The organism is Proteus sp. HMSC14B05 (assembly GCF_001808035.1).
Lineage (GTDB): Bacteria > Pseudomonadota > Gammaproteobacteria > Enterobacterales > Enterobacteriaceae > Proteus > Proteus mirabilis.
Map to the genome: position 1 here is coordinate 334,573 of NZ_KV792000.1, position 15,963 is coordinate 350,535.

At 41.1% G+C, this 15,963-nt stretch carries 14 protein-coding genes; 1 reads left to right on the top strand and 13 read right to left on the bottom strand.

Annotated features, from left to right (window positions below; genetic code table 11):
• Positions 1 to 7: 7 nt before the first annotated feature.
• The 13 genes from HMPREF3129_RS15525 to sfsA form a co-directional block, all read right to left on the bottom strand.
• Positions 8 to 2,086, bottom strand: a complete 2,079-nt coding sequence (locus HMPREF3129_RS15525) for an ABC transporter permease (protein WP_070487121.1) — start codon at positions 2,084 to 2,086, stop codon at positions 8 to 10.
• 74 nt (positions 2,087 to 2,160) lie between these two features.
• A complete protein-coding gene (locus tag HMPREF3129_RS15530) occupies positions 2,161 to 3,192 on the bottom strand; it encodes an ABC transporter substrate-binding protein (RefSeq protein WP_004247279.1) in 1,032 nt (343 codons plus the stop codon).
• Between the two features lie 2 nt (positions 3,193 to 3,194).
• Positions 3,195 to 4,532, bottom strand: a complete 1,338-nt coding sequence (gene uhpC / locus HMPREF3129_RS15535; protein WP_004247280.1) for an MFS transporter family glucose-6-phosphate receptor UhpC — start codon at positions 4,530 to 4,532, stop codon at positions 3,195 to 3,197.
• Positions 4,533 to 4,614: 82 nt separating this feature from the next.
• The gene (locus HMPREF3129_RS15540; protein WP_004245007.1) at positions 4,615 to 6,162 is read right to left on the bottom strand and encodes an MASE1 domain-containing sensor histidine kinase; all 1,548 of its coding nucleotides are present in this window, start codon (positions 6,160 to 6,162) and stop codon (positions 4,615 to 4,617) included.
• Between the two features lies 1 nt (position 6,163).
• Positions 6,164 to 6,796, bottom strand: coding sequence for a response regulator transcription factor (locus tag HMPREF3129_RS15545; RefSeq protein WP_004245006.1), 633 nt, complete (start codon positions 6,794 to 6,796; stop codon positions 6,164 to 6,166).
• A 200-nt stretch (positions 6,797 to 6,996) separates the two neighbouring features.
• Complete coding sequence (panD, locus tag HMPREF3129_RS15550; protein WP_004247282.1) at positions 6,997 to 7,377, bottom strand: aspartate 1-decarboxylase; 381 nt, start codon at positions 7,375 to 7,377, stop codon at positions 6,997 to 6,999.
• A gap of 28 nt (positions 7,378 to 7,405) precedes the next feature.
• A complete protein-coding gene (panC, locus tag HMPREF3129_RS15555; protein ID WP_004252507.1) occupies positions 7,406 to 8,257 on the bottom strand; it encodes a pantoate--beta-alanine ligase in 852 nt (283 codons plus the stop codon).
• Positions 8,258 to 8,300: 43 nt separating this feature from the next.
• On the bottom strand, positions 8,301 to 9,092 hold the full coding sequence (panB, locus tag HMPREF3129_RS15560) for a 3-methyl-2-oxobutanoate hydroxymethyltransferase (protein ID WP_036919821.1): 792 nt from the start codon (positions 9,090 to 9,092) through the stop codon (positions 8,301 to 8,303).
• A 357-nt stretch (positions 9,093 to 9,449) separates the two neighbouring features.
• Positions 9,450 to 9,947 (bottom strand): 2-amino-4-hydroxy-6-hydroxymethyldihydropteridine diphosphokinase, encoded by a 498-nt coding sequence (gene folK / locus HMPREF3129_RS15565; RefSeq protein ID WP_004245001.1) that lies wholly within the window; start codon positions 9,945 to 9,947, stop codon positions 9,450 to 9,452.
• Complete coding sequence (gene pcnB, locus HMPREF3129_RS15570; RefSeq protein ID WP_369946343.1) at positions 9,940 to 11,496, bottom strand: polynucleotide adenylyltransferase PcnB; 1,557 nt, start codon at positions 11,494 to 11,496, stop codon at positions 9,940 to 9,942. The genes folK and pcnB overlap by 8 nt, the downstream gene beginning before the upstream one ends.
• Before the next feature lie 114 nt (positions 11,497 to 11,610).
• Positions 11,611 to 11,916 carry a hypothetical protein gene (locus tag HMPREF3129_RS15575; RefSeq protein ID WP_223302910.1) on the bottom strand — a complete coding sequence of 102 codons (306 nt, stop codon included), beginning with the start codon at positions 11,914 to 11,916 and terminating at the stop codon, positions 11,611 to 11,613.
• 85 nt (positions 11,917 to 12,001) lie between these two features.
• On the bottom strand, positions 12,002 to 12,457 hold the full coding sequence (gene dksA, locus HMPREF3129_RS15580) for an RNA polymerase-binding protein DksA (protein ID WP_004244998.1): 456 nt from the start codon (positions 12,455 to 12,457) through the stop codon (positions 12,002 to 12,004).
• Between the two features lie 196 nt (positions 12,458 to 12,653).
• Positions 12,654 to 13,364 (bottom strand): DNA/RNA nuclease SfsA, encoded by a 711-nt coding sequence (gene sfsA / locus HMPREF3129_RS15585; RefSeq protein WP_004244997.1) that lies wholly within the window; start codon positions 13,362 to 13,364, stop codon positions 12,654 to 12,656.
• A gap of 85 nt (positions 13,365 to 13,449) precedes the next feature.
• Between sfsA and hrpB the strand changes: the two genes are divergently transcribed.
• On the top strand, positions 13,450 to 15,879 hold the full coding sequence (hrpB, locus tag HMPREF3129_RS15590) for an ATP-dependent helicase HrpB (protein ID WP_012367502.1): 2,430 nt from the start codon (positions 13,450 to 13,452) through the stop codon (positions 15,877 to 15,879).
• Positions 15,880 to 15,963: the final 84 nt, after the last annotated feature.

Consider the following 15,963-nt stretch of genomic DNA (forward strand, 5'->3'; position numbering starts at 1 on the left):
CTCCGTATTACTGTGCATTTTTGGCTTTAGAGCGTGAAACACGGGCTTCGCCAATCAAATAGTCAAATAAGAAAATAATAGCCAACATCACGATGATTAAAATCGAGCCATAGGCAATTGCGACGCCGTATTCACCATCTTCAACACGATTTAAAATATAAGCGGTAGCAACGCGAGTTTCAGGGGTGACTAAGAATACAATCGCACTGACGGTGGTTATCGCGCGGACAAAACTATAAATTAAAGCGGATAAAATAGCGGGGCGTAATAAAGGCAATAGCACATACAAAATAGTTCGCATGGAATTTGCTCTTAAACTTAATGACGCCTCATCCAACGATTTATCGATTTGTCCCAATCCTGCAATACCCGCTCGTATTCCCACGGGCACGTTACGCATGGTCATTGAGATAATCACAATGGCTGCCGTTCCTGTTAAATAAAACGGCGAATCATTAAATGCCAAGATATAAGAGACCCCCGCAACAGTACCGGGAACGGCAAAACAGAGCATGGTCGTAAATTCGATACTCTTTTTACCTTTAAAATCTTGGCGCACGACAATATAGGCGATCAAAAGCCCTAAAATAGCGGTAATAGGTGCTGCGATACCTGCATAAAGTAAGGTATCAAGTAATGATGGCCATGCGCCGTCGCTCATCCCTTGACCAAATAATTTAATAAAGTTATCAAAGGTTAAGGTGTAATCCACTCCCCAGTTAACCGTAAAGCTACCGTAGAAAATGCTGCCATAGAGTAAGATATTAAAGATAACCCAAATACCCAGCACACTAGTGACAAAGGTTACTAAGGAGGTGGGTAATGGTTGAACATCACCACGATAGGATTTACCTGACACCGTGACATATGAGCGTTTGCCAATCCACATATATTGAATGCAGAACACTAATAATGAGAATACCAACAGTGAAGCACCTAAGGTACTTGCTGCTTGGTAATCAAGTTGAGAGCCGGTGATATAGAAATAAATTTGAGTGGCAATCACGTCAAAGTTGCCACCTAGCACCAATGGGTTACTAAAATCAGCCAGTGATTGCACTATAACGATCAAAAAGGCATTGGCTAATGCTGGTTTTAGTAACGGCATAAAAACATGAAAGAATGTTTGGTAGCGATTAGCTCTAAGGGTATAAGAAGCCTCTTCTAATGACGGATGGATTGTTTTAATTGCACCATCTAAGATCATAAAAGACATAGGGGTAAAGGCAAGTACTTGTGCAAGCCAAATTCCCGTAAAGCCATATAACCAGTTGGTATTTTCTAAACCTGCATAAGTTGCCAAAAATTCAGTGATATAACCTGAACGTCCCATCATCAAGGTCACACCTAAACCCACAACAAAAGGGGGAGTGACAATAGGTAAAATAGAAAATACTCGACCAATAATCGCTGATCTTACTGCAATACGTGATGTATAAATGGCGAGGATCAAACCAAAAAAAGTACAGCCAATACCAACTGCGATAGACAGTAAGATTGAATTGATCATCACCTGAACAATATGGGCTTGGCTGAGAATGGCTATAAATTCAAAGGGGGCAAAATTGCCAGCACTATCTTGAAACATCGGAATAAAGATAGCGACACTTGGAAAGATAATAAAAACACCGATTAAGGCGATAACTGTGATTAATGAGCCAATCACAAAGCTATCACCCCCTAACCACTCTAAGCGTGTTAAAGCATGCTTGGCTATCATTCCTAATGAAATAAATAGCACGATAACCGAATAACCCAGACCACGACCTTCCATCGTTGCGGTAACAATAGTGATAAAGGCGCAGAAAAAGGCAAAACTTGCATCAAAATAGTGGCGAATACGATTTTCTCGCCCTACAGGATGTAAAGGACGAATTAATAGTATGCTGGGAAGTAAAAACCAGAGCAGACTGATATTTAAGTTCCTCCAGCCATAAGAGGTAAGTAATTCATCTGCGGTAGAATCAAATAGACCATAATCAAGGCTCCATGAAGGCATTAATATAAATGCCATCCATGCAATCAGGACCCATAAAAATATGGGATCCCACCTCTTTTTTTCAGACAAAGCGAGTGTGTGAGACATAAATCCCCCGACAGTAAAGCTCATTATTATTATGTAAAAAAAAGAGCGAGAGCATCTCTCGCCCTATTGATAGGCTATTTACCCATTTTTACTTCGGTAACCCATTTATTTATCAGCTCCTTACGAACATCACTATCGCCATATTTATCCATGTCGTAGTTAATCAGTTTTAAGTCTGATAATTTCAAAGCCATCGGGGAAGACTCAGCCGTGGTATTGGTGAGAATTTGGTAAGATTTACCCTCTTTCCAACTAATTTCTTGTGCTTCTTTAGAGAGTGTCCAGTCTACAAATAACTTAGCGTTATCCATATTACGGGCATTTTTGATGATACTGACACCGCCAATTTCGTAACCTGTGCCCTCACAAGGTGAGATAAGCTCTAGTGGTGCCCCGTTTTCAACTTCGAGTGAATAGTCGTGTAAGAAGCCGATACCAATCGCGGCCTCACCACGGGCGGCGTTACGCGCTGGTGCAATACCTGATTTAGTATATTGAGAGATATTGGTATTTAGTTTTTTCAGATAATCAAAGGCTTGCTCTGTTCCCCACAATTGATCGAAAGTTGCTAATGCAGTGTATGCAGTGCCCGAACTTTGTGGATCAGCGATTTGAATTTCACCTTTGTATTCAGGTTTGACTAAATCTTTCCAACAGGTCGGAATAGGTAGACCTTTCTCTTTTAAACGATCTTTATTGACACCAAAACCTAGAATACCGACATAAACCGCAGAAGAGTAGTTTCCTTTGCGTTTAGCCGGATCACGAAATTGTGGCATGATCTGATCAAGATTGGGGGATACATAAGGCTCTAGCAGATCCATTTCACCCGCTTGTGAGTGAGGATCCATTGTTCCGCCATACCAAACATCAGCTTGTGGATTGCGTTTTTCTGCTTCTATTTTCGCTAATGTACTGCCGGAGCCATTACGAACAAAAGTGGTTTTAACATCATATTTTTCAGCAAAAGCTTTAGTTTCAGCTTCACACATCGCATTTGTGGCACTGCAATAAACCACTAAGCGACCCGCGGCACTGGTGGATAAACTTACCGTAGAAAGAGCTAAGCCGGCGGCAACAAGTGTAGAGAGAGTTTTCAGTTTCATGTTCAGAACCTTTTAAATGTGTCGTCATCGGAAAATGAAAGTGGGCCAACTAAATGCTCACGTTTACTGACATCAGCGATCAGCAATGGCATTAGTAGTAGTCCCATTAAGGCCGCAGCACTGGTTAATAATACAAACATCCCAGTCCAACCATAATGCGCCATGACCTGACTTAATGGCCAACCTGCTATTGCAGCCCCTAAATAGGCATACAATCCCAAGTAGCCTGTTACCGTACCTGCTGCGTTTTTATGACAATATTCTGTGGCAGCAAGTCCGATTAACATCTGTGGTCCAAACACAAAAAAACCGATACTGAAAAAACAGGCTGCAAGCAATGCATAATGATGAATTGGCATTAGCCAAAGTGCTGTTACTGCGATAAAAAGCCCGAGTGAAAACAGCAATATCATTGGTGCTCGTTGACCACGGAATAATAAATCCGAGCCCCAGCCTGAACATAACGCGCCTAACAATCCACCCATCTCAAAAAGAGAAAGAATGGCATTAGCACTTAACAAGTTAGCGCCATGGGTTTCTGATAACCAAATATTTCCCCAATCATTTATCGCCATACGGATGAGATAAATTAAAATATAAGAAAAACCTAGTAACCAGATCATTCGGTTAAATAAGATGCTTTCTTTCAAAATGGTTAACATAGGGGTCGGAGGCGATACTTGCTCTTGACGTAATTCAAAAATATCGCGCCGCCATACACCTACTGTGGGTAACCCTTCTTCTGCTGGTGTTCCTTTTAGTTGCATACAAAGCCATAAACCCATAACAATACCTATTAGGCCGGGAATAACTAAGGCTATTTGCCAACTAAAATGGGTTGCCAACCAAGCGGTTAAAAGGGGAATACTCATCCCGCCAAGATTGATGGAGATATTCCATAATCCCCACCAGAAACCGCGTTCATTACGTGAATACCAATGGGTGAGTAACCTTGCACAAGGGGGCCAACCCCATCCTTGAAAGAAACCATTAAGTGCCCAGACTAAAAGCAAGGCAGGAAAGGATAAACAGTAGGCAAAAATAATATTCATCACCCCTGTCATTACCAGACCTGCGCCCATAAACCAACGGTAGCCGTATTGGTCATGGAAAATACCAGAGAGAAATTTTGATAGACCATAAGTGAGATAAAACAGGCTGGCTATCCAGCCAATATCACTTTTATCTAGATGCAGTTCCGTTTGCATAACGGGCATCACAAAATTGACGCTTTTACGAGTCAGGTAAAACGTGGCATAGCCAATGATCATCGACAACATTAAATTTTTACGCCAAAAATCATAGGTCTTATTTATTGATGCCGAATTTTTACCTAACATAACATCCTCTCTGATATTGCCAATGTAAGAAAAATGCAGTTAAAAAGAATGAGAGAAGGTTGTAGATGACTAAGACTAATTCCTAGTTTTCACGCTTTTCTATTGAATTTGTGGGTAAGTTAACAATTATTTTAGTACCAAGCTGACTAATTACTTCCCATTCTCCCCCCAATGCGCAGATCCGCTCTTCAATACCTCGTAGCCCAAAACCGTTATTAGGTTGTGTAGGCAAAATGCCAATACCATTATCATGAACAACCAGTCGTAATTGTGCTTGATGTTGAGTAAGCGAAATGTGGATCTCACTGGCGTTAGCGTGTTTGCTGATATTATTGAGTAGTTCTTGCACTAGTCGGTAGAGTGTAAAAATAATGGTGTCGCTTTCAGGCTCTGTTTCAAGAGCATAATGAAAATGACAGTGAATACCATTTTCATGAAATGAGAACTCATCAATTAAATGGTGTAGAGCCTTCTCTAATGACATCTCTTCTAAAATAGGCGGCCTTAGTTGGCGTAGCAGTTGTCGGGTAGATTGATGTATTTGTTGGGCTAATCGCTCAATTTGCTCGCCTGACTGACGTGTTTTATCGTTATCTGCACTTCTTTTTACTAACATTGACTGAATTTGAATAGCTGTAATATTTTGTCCAATTTCATCATGTAATTCACGAGCAATGGCTTTTTTAACATCTTCTTCGGTATGTACTAGTTGTTCCATCAACGCTCGGCGTGCTTGTAACTCTTGCTCTAAACGTAGCTGATAATGACGTAAATTATTGGCAAGTTGTTGCTGGCGACTAATAGCTATACCTAAACCAATACCAATTAAGGCTTGGGTTGTTAAAAACATCTCTAATTCATGCAAATCGGCAAAAGCACCATTTACTTGTCTAGCAAAGGTAATCATTAAACTACCTAACAACGCGGATAATACCCCCCCTTGCCAACCATAACGATAAGCCATAAAAACATTAGGAATAAACACCAGAATAACTAATAAGCGTTCAATTTCTGGGGTAAGAAAGAATTGTGCACTTAATCCAATAAGACAAAAGAGAAATACCCACATTAATAAGGAGGTACGCAATGGTGGCTCTGGGGTGATTTCGGCGATTAATACTCGACTTTGTAATTCGCGTAAATATTCATAAAGTAGAAAAACAAAGGGAGCTAATAAAATACCACCTGTTATTGAGGTCAAAAATATTGCGCTGGTGGACGTCGTGAGAAAAAAACTGAGTAGGAAGGCTTGTAATAGGCTATTAAATCCGACCGCGGCGATAAGTAAGGTTAACCGTTGCCAATAAAGTGGGTAACGCCACCAGATCCGTTGTACTTCTAGTGCGACCAATAAGCTGATTAAAGGTGAGAGATAAAGAGTTACATGGGTAATTAATTGCTGTTGAGTTAGCCAGTAATAAAGCCCCCATTCGGCCAATAACATCGGCAACCAAAAACGTCGCCAAAGTAAAATAAATAATGCTAGCCGTAAGCCTTGAGGTAAAAAAAGTGCGGCTTGTTGACCATTATGACTAAGATAAAAACTGATCACCCAAAGTGACAACCAGAGTAAAGAGTAGGTCAACAATAAAAAGAGAGATTGAAGAAAAAAACGTGCGCCTCTTTGCATGTTAGAGTGTTCCGGTGATTAACTGGTTGTTTAATGCAAAATGGACTAAATCAATGGTTGTTTCACAGTTCAATTTACCCAGTATATTGGCTCGATGAACATGCACCGTTTTATGACTGAGATTCAGTTGTACGGCGATAGCTTTAACATTAATACCTTGTACTAGCAGATTAAAAATCTCTCTTTCGCGAGGGGTTAAACTATGTAAAGCATCTTCTTTTTCAGGTGTCTGTCGAAGTGCTTTCATGGCATCAGCACAGAGATAACAGCCCCCTTGATACACAGCACGTACTGCTTGAACGAGCTCTTGTGGACCACAGCGCTTAGTTAAATAGCCATGGGCACCGGAATCTAAAGCGCTTTGTACAAATGCGGGGGTATCATAAATACTTAAAATAATTGTCCGAAAATCAGGGCGTTTTTGTTTTAATCGACTTTGTAATTGTAGGCCACTCTCTCCAGGCATAGAGAGATCCATCACCGCCACATCAATATTATCATTTAATAAATAGGGCCAAGCTTCTTGGCCATTTGCGTATTCACCGACAATATTAATATCCGGCTCTAGCATTAGCAGTTGTGCAAACCCAGAACGCACAACAATGTGATCATCGATGAGAGCAACGTTTATCATATTTTTATTAGGCTAAGCATTGTTAGGTAATATTTATCTGTTTTATAACAAGCTACAGGAAGTTATGCGAGAAAAAAGGGAGCAAAAACACGCTTTTGCGCTTTGTCTCTCGCTTTTAGCGTATTGAATCGAGACAATTAGCAGGGCAGAATTACCCCCTCACAAACAGGGAACCTCCATTTGTAAGGGGGATTGGCAGATTAAGCGACTTGAACGGGAACGGCTTTAGCAATGCGTTTCATTTCATTGTCGCCTTCAAAATAGGCAATGTTGGGTTTATGGCTACGCGCATCGCTATCTGGAATTTGCACATAAGAGCAAATAATTAAGCGATCACCTACAGCAGCACGGCGAGCGGCTGCGCCATTGACAGAAATAATACCAGATCCTCTTTCTGCGCAAATGGCATAAGTAGAGAAACGTTCACCATTATCAACGTTATAAATATCAATGGCTTCATTTTCAAGAATACCAGCGGCATCCATAAAATCCTGATCAATCGCGCAAGAGCCTTCATAGTGAAGATCAGCTTGGGTGACTTTTACGCGATGAAGTTTGCCTTGTAACATGGTGCGTAGCATTGTTGTGTTTCCTATTTTTAATTATTCATTAGACTAAGCTAACTTGTTGGCTATCGATTAAACGAGTGTTACCCAACCAAGCTGCCATTAAAATAACGGCACATCGGCTCTCTTCGCTTAGTGGTGCTAGTGTTTGTGCATCACAAATAAAACATTCATCAGCACGAAAGCCTTGTTGTTCAAGGGTTGCTTTGGCAGTTTGTAATAGTTGGTTAACATCAAGGTCTCCCGATTTTAATTGCTCGGCTATCTGTTGCATAGCTTGATAAAGCACAGGGGCTTGTTGTTTTTCATTATCTGATAACAAACGATTTCGAGAGCTAAATGCCAATCCTGTTTTATCACGCACAATAGGGACTGGAATAATACTGATATCAAAACATAAATCACTGACCATTTTTTTTATGATCTGCAGTTGTTGATAATCTTTTTCACCAAATAGCGCGACATCAGGCTGTACAAGGTTGAATAGTTTACTTACAACGGTTGTTACACCGCGGAAATGTCCTGGGCGACTAGCGCCTTCTAACACAGAAGAAAGTACTGGAACCTCAACAATCGTTTGGTTTTCCATCCCATTTGGGTACATCTCTTTCGCTGATGGGGCAAAGACAATATCAACATGTTTATCGCGCAGTAACTCGCAATCTTCTTGTAGGGTTCGTGGATAGTTTGCTAAATCGGCTTCTCTATCGAATTGCATTGGATTAACAAAAATAGAGGCGATAACCACATCAGCATGAATACGCGCTTCTTCTATCAGTTTTAGGTGACCTTGATGCAGGTTGCCCATGGTCGGAACCAATGCAATGCGTTTACCTTCTTGTTTTAGTCGCTTAATTTCGCGGCGTAAGATAAGCGTTGTTTCAATAATTAGCATAGCGTGACTCCTTTAAACTATTTTAATGAATTTAAATGATAAATCAGTTAAATGAGTGTTGTTCTTGAGGGAACAGTTTTTGTTCAACTTGTTGAACATACAGTCTGACAGCCTCGGGTAAGGAGCCAGCTTCTTGTAAGAAATTTTTAGAAAATTTAGGGGCATTAGGTGTTAGACCTAATAAATCATGCATCACAAGAATTTGTCCATCAGTGACATTGCCGGCACCAATGCCGATAACGGGAATATTGAGTGATCCGGTAATAGTTTTTGCCACGGAAACGGGGACGCATTCTAATACAGCCAGTTGTGCTCCTGCGGTTTCAAGCGCTATAGCATCTTGCTTAAGTTGCTCTGCAGCAGCTTCTTCTCGACCTTGTACTTTATAGCCACCAAACACATTAACAGATTGAGGGGTTAAGCCTAGGTGAATACAAACAGGCACTGCGCGTTCAGTGAGCATTTTGACTGTAGGAATAAGCCAGCTTCCTCCTTCAATTTTGACCATATTCGCTCCCGCTTGCATTAAAATAGCTGCGTTAAGACAGGCTTGCTCTGGAGTGGAATAAGACATAAAAGGCATATCAGCAATTAAGAAAGCGTTAGGGGCGCCTGCTCTTACACAACGGGTATGATAGGCAATTTGCTCAACGGTGACAGGTAATGTGCTGTCATGACCTTGTAGTGTCATACCGAGTGAATCACCAATTAACATGGCAGGAATACCTTCATTGGCAAATAGACGAGCAAAGCTAGCATCATAAGCCGTGATAGTGGCAAACTTTTTCTTTTCTTGTTTATAGCGATTGAGCGTAGATAGCGTAACCGGCTTCATGATAATAAACTCCATGGTGTGTTGCGTGTAAATTGAGTTATTTATGTCAGTTAATTATTTGTTTATTAAAGAGAATATGACATAAATAAAAAACATTAACTGCTGATTGTAGCATCTACGTACTAAAAACGAAGAAAAAGTCGTGAATTGAATAATAAAAAATAGAAATAAAAAATATTTTGATATTTATCCAAGAATTAGAAATGGTGATATAACAGGCGGGAGGGAAGGGCGTATTTTATCACTTATGGGGAGGGATAACGCGATAAAGGAACAATATAAAAGAGTTGTGAACGGGGTTGATACTGTCAGTCAACAGCATCAACCATTAACATCAAATACGCTTATTATGTGGTATCACCACTTTTCCATACCATTTTTAGGTACGAGCGCTAATCTGTCTGCTAATCGTTCTCCGTCATCAGGGAAACAAAGTTCAGGTGCTAAATCCGCCAATGGATAAAGCATAAATTCACGCACCTTAAGTCCATAATGAGGCACAGTTAAACGTTCGGTCTGTATAACTTGATCACCAAATAACATGATATCTAAATCAAGGGTACGAGGTCCCCAACGATTACCTGCTTTTCTTTCACGACCATGGGCAAGTTCAATTGCTTGTGTATGGTCGAGCAACTCTTCTGGGGCTAAAGTAGTATCAACGGCGACAGCCATATTGAGATAATCGGGTTGATCTTGAGGTCCCATAGGGCGTGTGCGATACCAAGGTGATTGGGCAATCAGTGTAGTATTAGGGATTTCACTAATCGCTTTTATCGCCGATTTTACTTGCTGTTCTGGTGAGTTTAAATTACTGCCCAGAATAATATACACACGCTGTTGTTGCTTACTCATGTTTGTTCTCTTGTCTTGGTGCATTATTTTTTGCATTAGGGTGACGAGGACGTTTACGAGGACGTGTTCTTTTGCGTACCGGGCCTGGACCTAATTCAGAGACCATAGAGCGTTGTTGTGTATTGTTTGAAACCTGAAAATCAGCCCACCAAGCGGCTAATGCTTCCAGATCAGGATTTCTTTGTACATTAGCGCGTAATTCCAGTAGATCAAATGCTGCACGGAACTTAGGATGCTCAAGCAGTTTATTGGCTCGGCGCCCTTGACGCTTAGGTAAACGCTGCTGTAATTGCCAAATATCACGCATCGTGGTGGTGATACGTTTAGGGATCGCAATAGTACGACATTGCTCATCTAAAATATCATTCATCGCCATTGAGAAAGCATCGTAATAAGACAGTCCACTTTCTTGAGCCAGTTTTTCGGCATGCTCCACTAAGGGATACCATAGCATTGCTGCAAATAAGAATGCCGGATTTACGCGCATTTCTTTACTAATACGATAATCGGTATTCTTTAGCACCTGTTCGATCATTCTTTCCATTGGGGTATCTTGCTGCTCAGTGATCCTTGAGGCAACTAATGGAAAAAGAGGCTCTAAGAGTTGGAAATGGCGCATTAACCGATAGGTTTTATAACCATGTCCTGTTTGTAATAATTTCAGCGATTCTTCAAATAGGCGTGCTGAAGGAATATTACGTAATAGTGGTGCTAATTGGCTAATTGGCTCTGCAGTTTCCGGTGCGATACGCATATCCAGTTTACTGGCAAAGCGGATAGCTCTTAGCATCCGAACTGGATCTTCACGATAGCGAGTTTCAGGAGAGCCAATTAAACGAATAGTACCTGATTTAAGATCAGCCAAGCCCCCCACATAATCACGTACAGCAAAATCATCGACGCCGTAATAGAGACTATTTAAGGTAAAATCCCGACGAATAGCATCTTCTTCAATCGATCCGAAGATATTGTCGCGCAGCAACATACCGCTTTGTGCTTGTTGTGACTGATTGCGATCGGATGTTTCATGATCTTCATGAGAGCCACGGAAAGTAGCGACTTCAATCACTTCGGGGCCAAACATAATATGCGCTAGACGAAAGCGTCGACCTACTAAGCGGCTATTACGAAATAATCGACGGACTTCTTCTGGCGTTGCATTGGTAGCAATATCAAAGTCTTTTGGTTTTTTCCCTAATAATAGATCGCGTACACCACCACCCACTAAATAAGCCTGAAAGCCTGAATTATTCAGACGATAAAGAACTTTTAGTGCGTTATCACTGATGTCTTTACGCGAAATCGGGTGTTGATCTCTTGGGATCACAGTCATTGGCAAATCACTCCCGTTCGCCTTTTCGTTATTACTTTTGTTCTTACGGGGACGGTCTGCGGATAGGGCAGGACGCCGACGCACAGTCGTTTGTGTTTCTTTTTTAGGTCGGTCAGATGCAGTGACAGGCCTTTCACTCGCTACCGATTCTGTATCTGACGATGTTGTTTGTCGTCCTAGCAAATTACGGCAGAAATGCGCTACTCGGTTAAAAATATGACACCTCGAATAATTAAATCTAATAATTAAAAAATTAAGCGGCTAATCATAGCCTACTGAACATTTTTTGAGAATGCTTTGTGTGGGTTATTGTGCATCTTCATCATAATGTTAACGAATAATCTTGCCTGACAGCAACGGTTGACGAGGTAAGAAAATGTGCTCCATCAATATTGTTCCTTGCTTATGGCCATCAGCTATAGTGATAGAATTATACGCAAATAACTTCTCTTTTATGTGAATAAACATCGTCATCACAGTGCGAATAGTCTGAGTTATTGTATCAAGAAGTATTAATTGGAGGATGATATTATTGATGTGAAAGCGCCAACGCTCATAATTTTTGTCAGCTTGAAGATAACGAGCCAATGCTGTAACCAAACCACCAAAACAAAGTTGGTTTATTAATAATGGCACTAAATGCCTAATACACACTGTCATCTTGGGTATTAACGTTTAGATTAAAGCCCCAGCACCTAAGTACTGAGGCTATACTCATTAATTAGCCAGCCATCTGTTTTTCACGGATTTCAGCTAATGTTTTACAGTCGATACAGAGATCGGCTGTTGGACGAGCTTCTAAACGGCGGATGCCGATTTCAACACCGCAAGACTCACAAAAGCCGAAGTCATCATCTTCAACTTTCTTCAGTGTTTTCTCAATTTTCTTAATGAGTTTACGTTCACGATCACGGTTACGCAGCTCAAGACTGAATTCTTCTTCTTGTGCAGCACGGTCAACAGGATCTGGGAAGTTGGCCGCCTCATCTTGCATATGAGTGACGGTACGGTTGACTTCATCCCTGAGCTGATTGCGCCAAGATTCAAGTATTAGCTTAAAATGCGCTAATTGGGCTTCGTTCATGTACTCTTCGCCCGGTTTTTCCTGATATGGCTCAACGCCAGCAATAGCGAGAATGCTCATGGACGATGTTTTACGCTTTTGCCCTTCTTGCATAATGCTTCTCCTACATACGCATTTTCTGAATAATCCCCCACCTTAAATAGGAAGGGAAAAAAATAGGGCGCTATAAATAGCAGATGCCCGCGCGGATAGCAATTATTCCTTTAATAAGTTTTCTCATGATGTGAAGGCACGCAAGTAAAAAGGCCATTTTAGTTAAAAAATACTTAACCAACACCATGAAAATGTATTAACCTTTTGAAATAAAAGGTAATTGCTTTCCAATTGTTAAATCGTACTCACTAATATTGATGCGATAACATAAAATTTCAACCCCAGCATCACATGCTTGTTTTAGCAATAAGTCATACTTAGGGTCAATCTCTTTAGCAACAGACACTTGTGTAATGCCAGTATGGGGGACAGCGTAAAATAAGATAGCCCTTAAGCCCGATTTTGCGATAGCGGTCAACTCTCGAAGGTGCTTTTGACCTCGCTCTGTTTTAGCGTCAGGAAAATAGCCCATTCCAGCATCTAATAAAGTGACCGATTTCACTTCAATATAGCAGTCAACTTTATGATTTGACTTAAGTAAAATATCAATACGGCTATTCTCACTGCCATACTTCACTTCGCGTCTTATCTCATCATAGTCAGATAATTCTGGAATATCGCCAGCTTCTATCGCATCGGCAATGATCGTATTAGCTCTTAAGGTATTAATACAGATCCAATCACCTGATTGAGTTTGGGTTAATTCCCAACTATGAGGATATTTTCTTTTGACATTCGATGACGTGGAATACCAAACCGTATCACCTGGAGTTGCGCATCCCGTCATCGCACCCGTATTAGCACAATGGAGCGTGAATTCTTCACCATTTGCCGTCACTACGTCTGCTAAAAAACGTTTGTATCGTTTTAATAAAGTGGCAGATTGTAGTGGTTGTTCAAATTTCATAATCACCCCGGTGAAAATACGTCCTTTAATAAAGGGCTAATGCTACAATGAGCCACAGAGAAAGTTAATCAGTTATGGAGCTTGTGTGCATCTATTGCCAATTTTTGAGGTAGCAGGATCTGTTGTTACTGCATTAAAACAATGTCCCCAAGTCTTACTTCACGCCCCCACAGGGGCGGGAAAATCAACCGCACTGCCACTGTATTTGCTTCAACAAAATATATTTGATGGCAAAATTATTTTATTAGAGCCAAGGCGTATTGCGGCAAAAAGCATCGCTTATCGTTTAGCAAGTCAACTCAATGAAGAGGTGGGTAAAACGGTGGGGTATCGCATGCGTGCTGAAAGTAAAGTGAGCCAGCAGACGCGCCTAGAAGTGATCACCGAAGGGGTGTTGACACGTATGTTACAGCAAGATCCTGAACTGACAGGTGTAAGTTTAGTGATACTTGATGAATTTCATGAGCGGAGTTTGCAAGCAGATTTAGCGTTAGCACTGCTATTAGATGTGCAATCAGGATTACGTGATGATTTACGCCTTTTAGTGATGTCTGCAACATTAGATAATCAAAAATTAACTTCACTATTGCCGGATGCGCCGATGATTAGCTCTGAAGGGCGTAGTTATCCTGTTTCACGGCATTATTATCCTATTCAATCACACCTGCCTTTTGAACAAGAAGTTGCCACGATGGCGCGACGTTTGCTTACACAAGAGACGGGCTCTTTACTTGTTTTTTTGCCCGGTAGTGCAGAAATTATTAGAGTCGCGCAATTATTAGCTGACAAAGTGGACAAACACACCTTAATTTTTCCACTTTATGGGGCACTTTCATTAGCACAACAGCAACAGGCCATAGAGCCTGTAGAAAAGGGATATCGCAAAGTTGTATTAGCAACAAATATTGCAGAAACCAGTTTAACAATCGAAGGTATTCGCTTGGTGCTCGACAGTACCATTGAAAAACGTGCCCAGTTTGATTTAAAAAGTGGTGTAACAAGCTTATTGCGCCAACGAATAAGTCAAGCTTCACAAACGCAAAGAGCGGGGCGGGCAGGACGTCTTGAAGCCGGAATTTGTTGGCACTTAATCAGTCAGGAACAAGCTGAGCGCGGGGCAACTCACCAAGTACCTGAAATTTTATCTAGTGATCTCTCTTCGTTATGGCTTTCAATATTGCAATGGGGATGTCGTGATATAAACCAACTCTCTTGGTTAGATACACCTACACCAGCAGCAATAAACGCAGCTAAAACATTATTGCAACGATTAGGTGCCATTGATAATCAAGGGGGATTAACCTCGCGGGGAGTACGTATGGCACAGTGGGGCATCGATCCCCGATTGGCGGCAATATTAGATTATGCTAGTGAAAAAAGTGAGCATCATCTTGCTACCGCAGCAAGGCTGTGTGCCATTTTAGAACAGCCACCAAGAGACAGAGAGATTAATCTTGAATGGCTGATCCAACAGAAAAATCATCAATGGTCACAGCGTGAAAAACAGCTATTACAGCAATGCAAAGGGCAATGTCGCCCAGAATTATTAGCATCACTATTGAGTGTCGGATTTGCAGATAGAATAGCCAAAAACCGTGATAATCAAGGTCGATTTCGTCTCGCTAATGGACAAGGCGCAATGATGGATAATACTCAACCAATGAGCCAATCGCCGTGGATTTTAGCACCATTGTTGTTGCAAAATGCACATTATGCGGATGTGCGAATTTTATTAGCCTTACCTATTGATATTAATGAAGTATCCTCTATCTTTCCGGAATTGATACAAGATAATACCACCGTTGAATGGGATGAAAAGCGCGGTACACTTCTTGCGTGGCAACAGCGCCAATTAGGTCAGTTAACCGTTAGCCAAATGCCATTAGATAAACCTAATAAAGCGCAAATGCAAACGGCATTATTAAATTGGTTACGTAAACAAGGATTAAGTGCTCTACCCTTAAGTGAAGAGAGCAAGCAACTGTTTATTCGCCTTGCTTTAGCGCAAAAGTGGTGCCCTGAGGCCAATTTACCTGTATTGAATGAAGCCGTTTTATTAGACTCATTAGAATTGTGGTTACAACCTGAATTAGGCGATACCCAATCACTTAAGGCACTGCTACAAATGGATATTAATGGGATAATTAAAAATCAGTTAACTTGGCATGAGCAACAATTATTGCAAGAGCTGTTCCCAACACACTATATTGCTCCAACGGGCACTAAAGTGATGATTAGGTATGATTTAGATAATCCGCCGATTATTGCTATCAGGATCCAAGAGGTTTATGGTGAAAAACAAAGTCCTATTGTGGCAAAAGGGCAATTACCTGTAGTGATGGAGTTACTTTCTCCAGCTATGCGACCTATCCAAAAAACACAAGATCTCGCTACTTTTTGGGCCGGAAGCTATACACAAGTGCAAAAAGAGATGAAGGGGCGATATCCCAAACATTTGTGGCCAGATTCACCCGCAACAACGGCCCCCACTCGACGTGTAAAAAAATGGAGTTAGCGCGTATTTATACGTGCTGAATAACAATTTGAGAGCTTTCCTGTGGGATAGCTTGGAAAAATAGCGACAATGTTAGGCTTCTTT

What these genes read in the sequence shown, in the direction of transcription:
- HMPREF3129_RS15525 (WP_070487121.1), bottom strand. Translation starts at nt 2,086, where the DNA reads ATGTCTCACACACTCGCTTTGTCTGAAAAAAAGAGGTGGGATCCCATA.
- HMPREF3129_RS15530 (WP_004247279.1), bottom strand. Translation starts at nt 3,192, where the DNA reads ATGAAACTGAAAACTCTCTCTACACTTGTTGCCGCCGGCTTAGCTCTT.
- uhpC (WP_004247280.1), bottom strand. Translation starts at nt 4,532, where the DNA reads ATGTTAGGTAAAAATTCGGCATCAATAAATAAGACCTATGATTTTTGG.
- HMPREF3129_RS15540 (WP_004245007.1), bottom strand. Translation starts at nt 6,162, where the DNA reads ATGCAAAGAGGCGCACGTTTTTTTCTTCAATCTCTCTTTTTATTGTTG.
- HMPREF3129_RS15545 (WP_004245006.1), bottom strand. Translation starts at nt 6,796, where the DNA reads ATGATAAACGTTGCTCTCATCGATGATCACATTGTTGTGCGTTCTGGG.
- panD (WP_004247282.1), bottom strand. Translation starts at nt 7,377, where the DNA reads ATGCTACGCACCATGTTACAAGGCAAACTTCATCGCGTAAAAGTCACC.
- panC (WP_004252507.1), bottom strand. Translation starts at nt 8,257, where the DNA reads ATGCTAATTATTGAAACAACGCTTATCTTACGCCGCGAAATTAAGCGA.
- panB (WP_036919821.1), bottom strand. Translation starts at nt 9,092, where the DNA reads ATGAAGCCGGTTACGCTATCTACGCTCAATCGCTATAAACAAGAAAAG.
- folK (WP_004245001.1), bottom strand. Translation starts at nt 9,947, where the DNA reads ATGAGTAAGCAACAACAGCGTGTGTATATTATTCTGGGCAGTAATTTA.
- dksA (WP_004244998.1), bottom strand. Translation starts at nt 12,457, where the DNA reads ATGCAAGAAGGGCAAAAGCGTAAAACATCGTCCATGAGCATTCTCGCT.
- sfsA (WP_004244997.1), bottom strand. Translation starts at nt 13,364, where the DNA reads ATGAAATTTGAACAACCACTACAATCTGCCACTTTATTAAAACGATAC.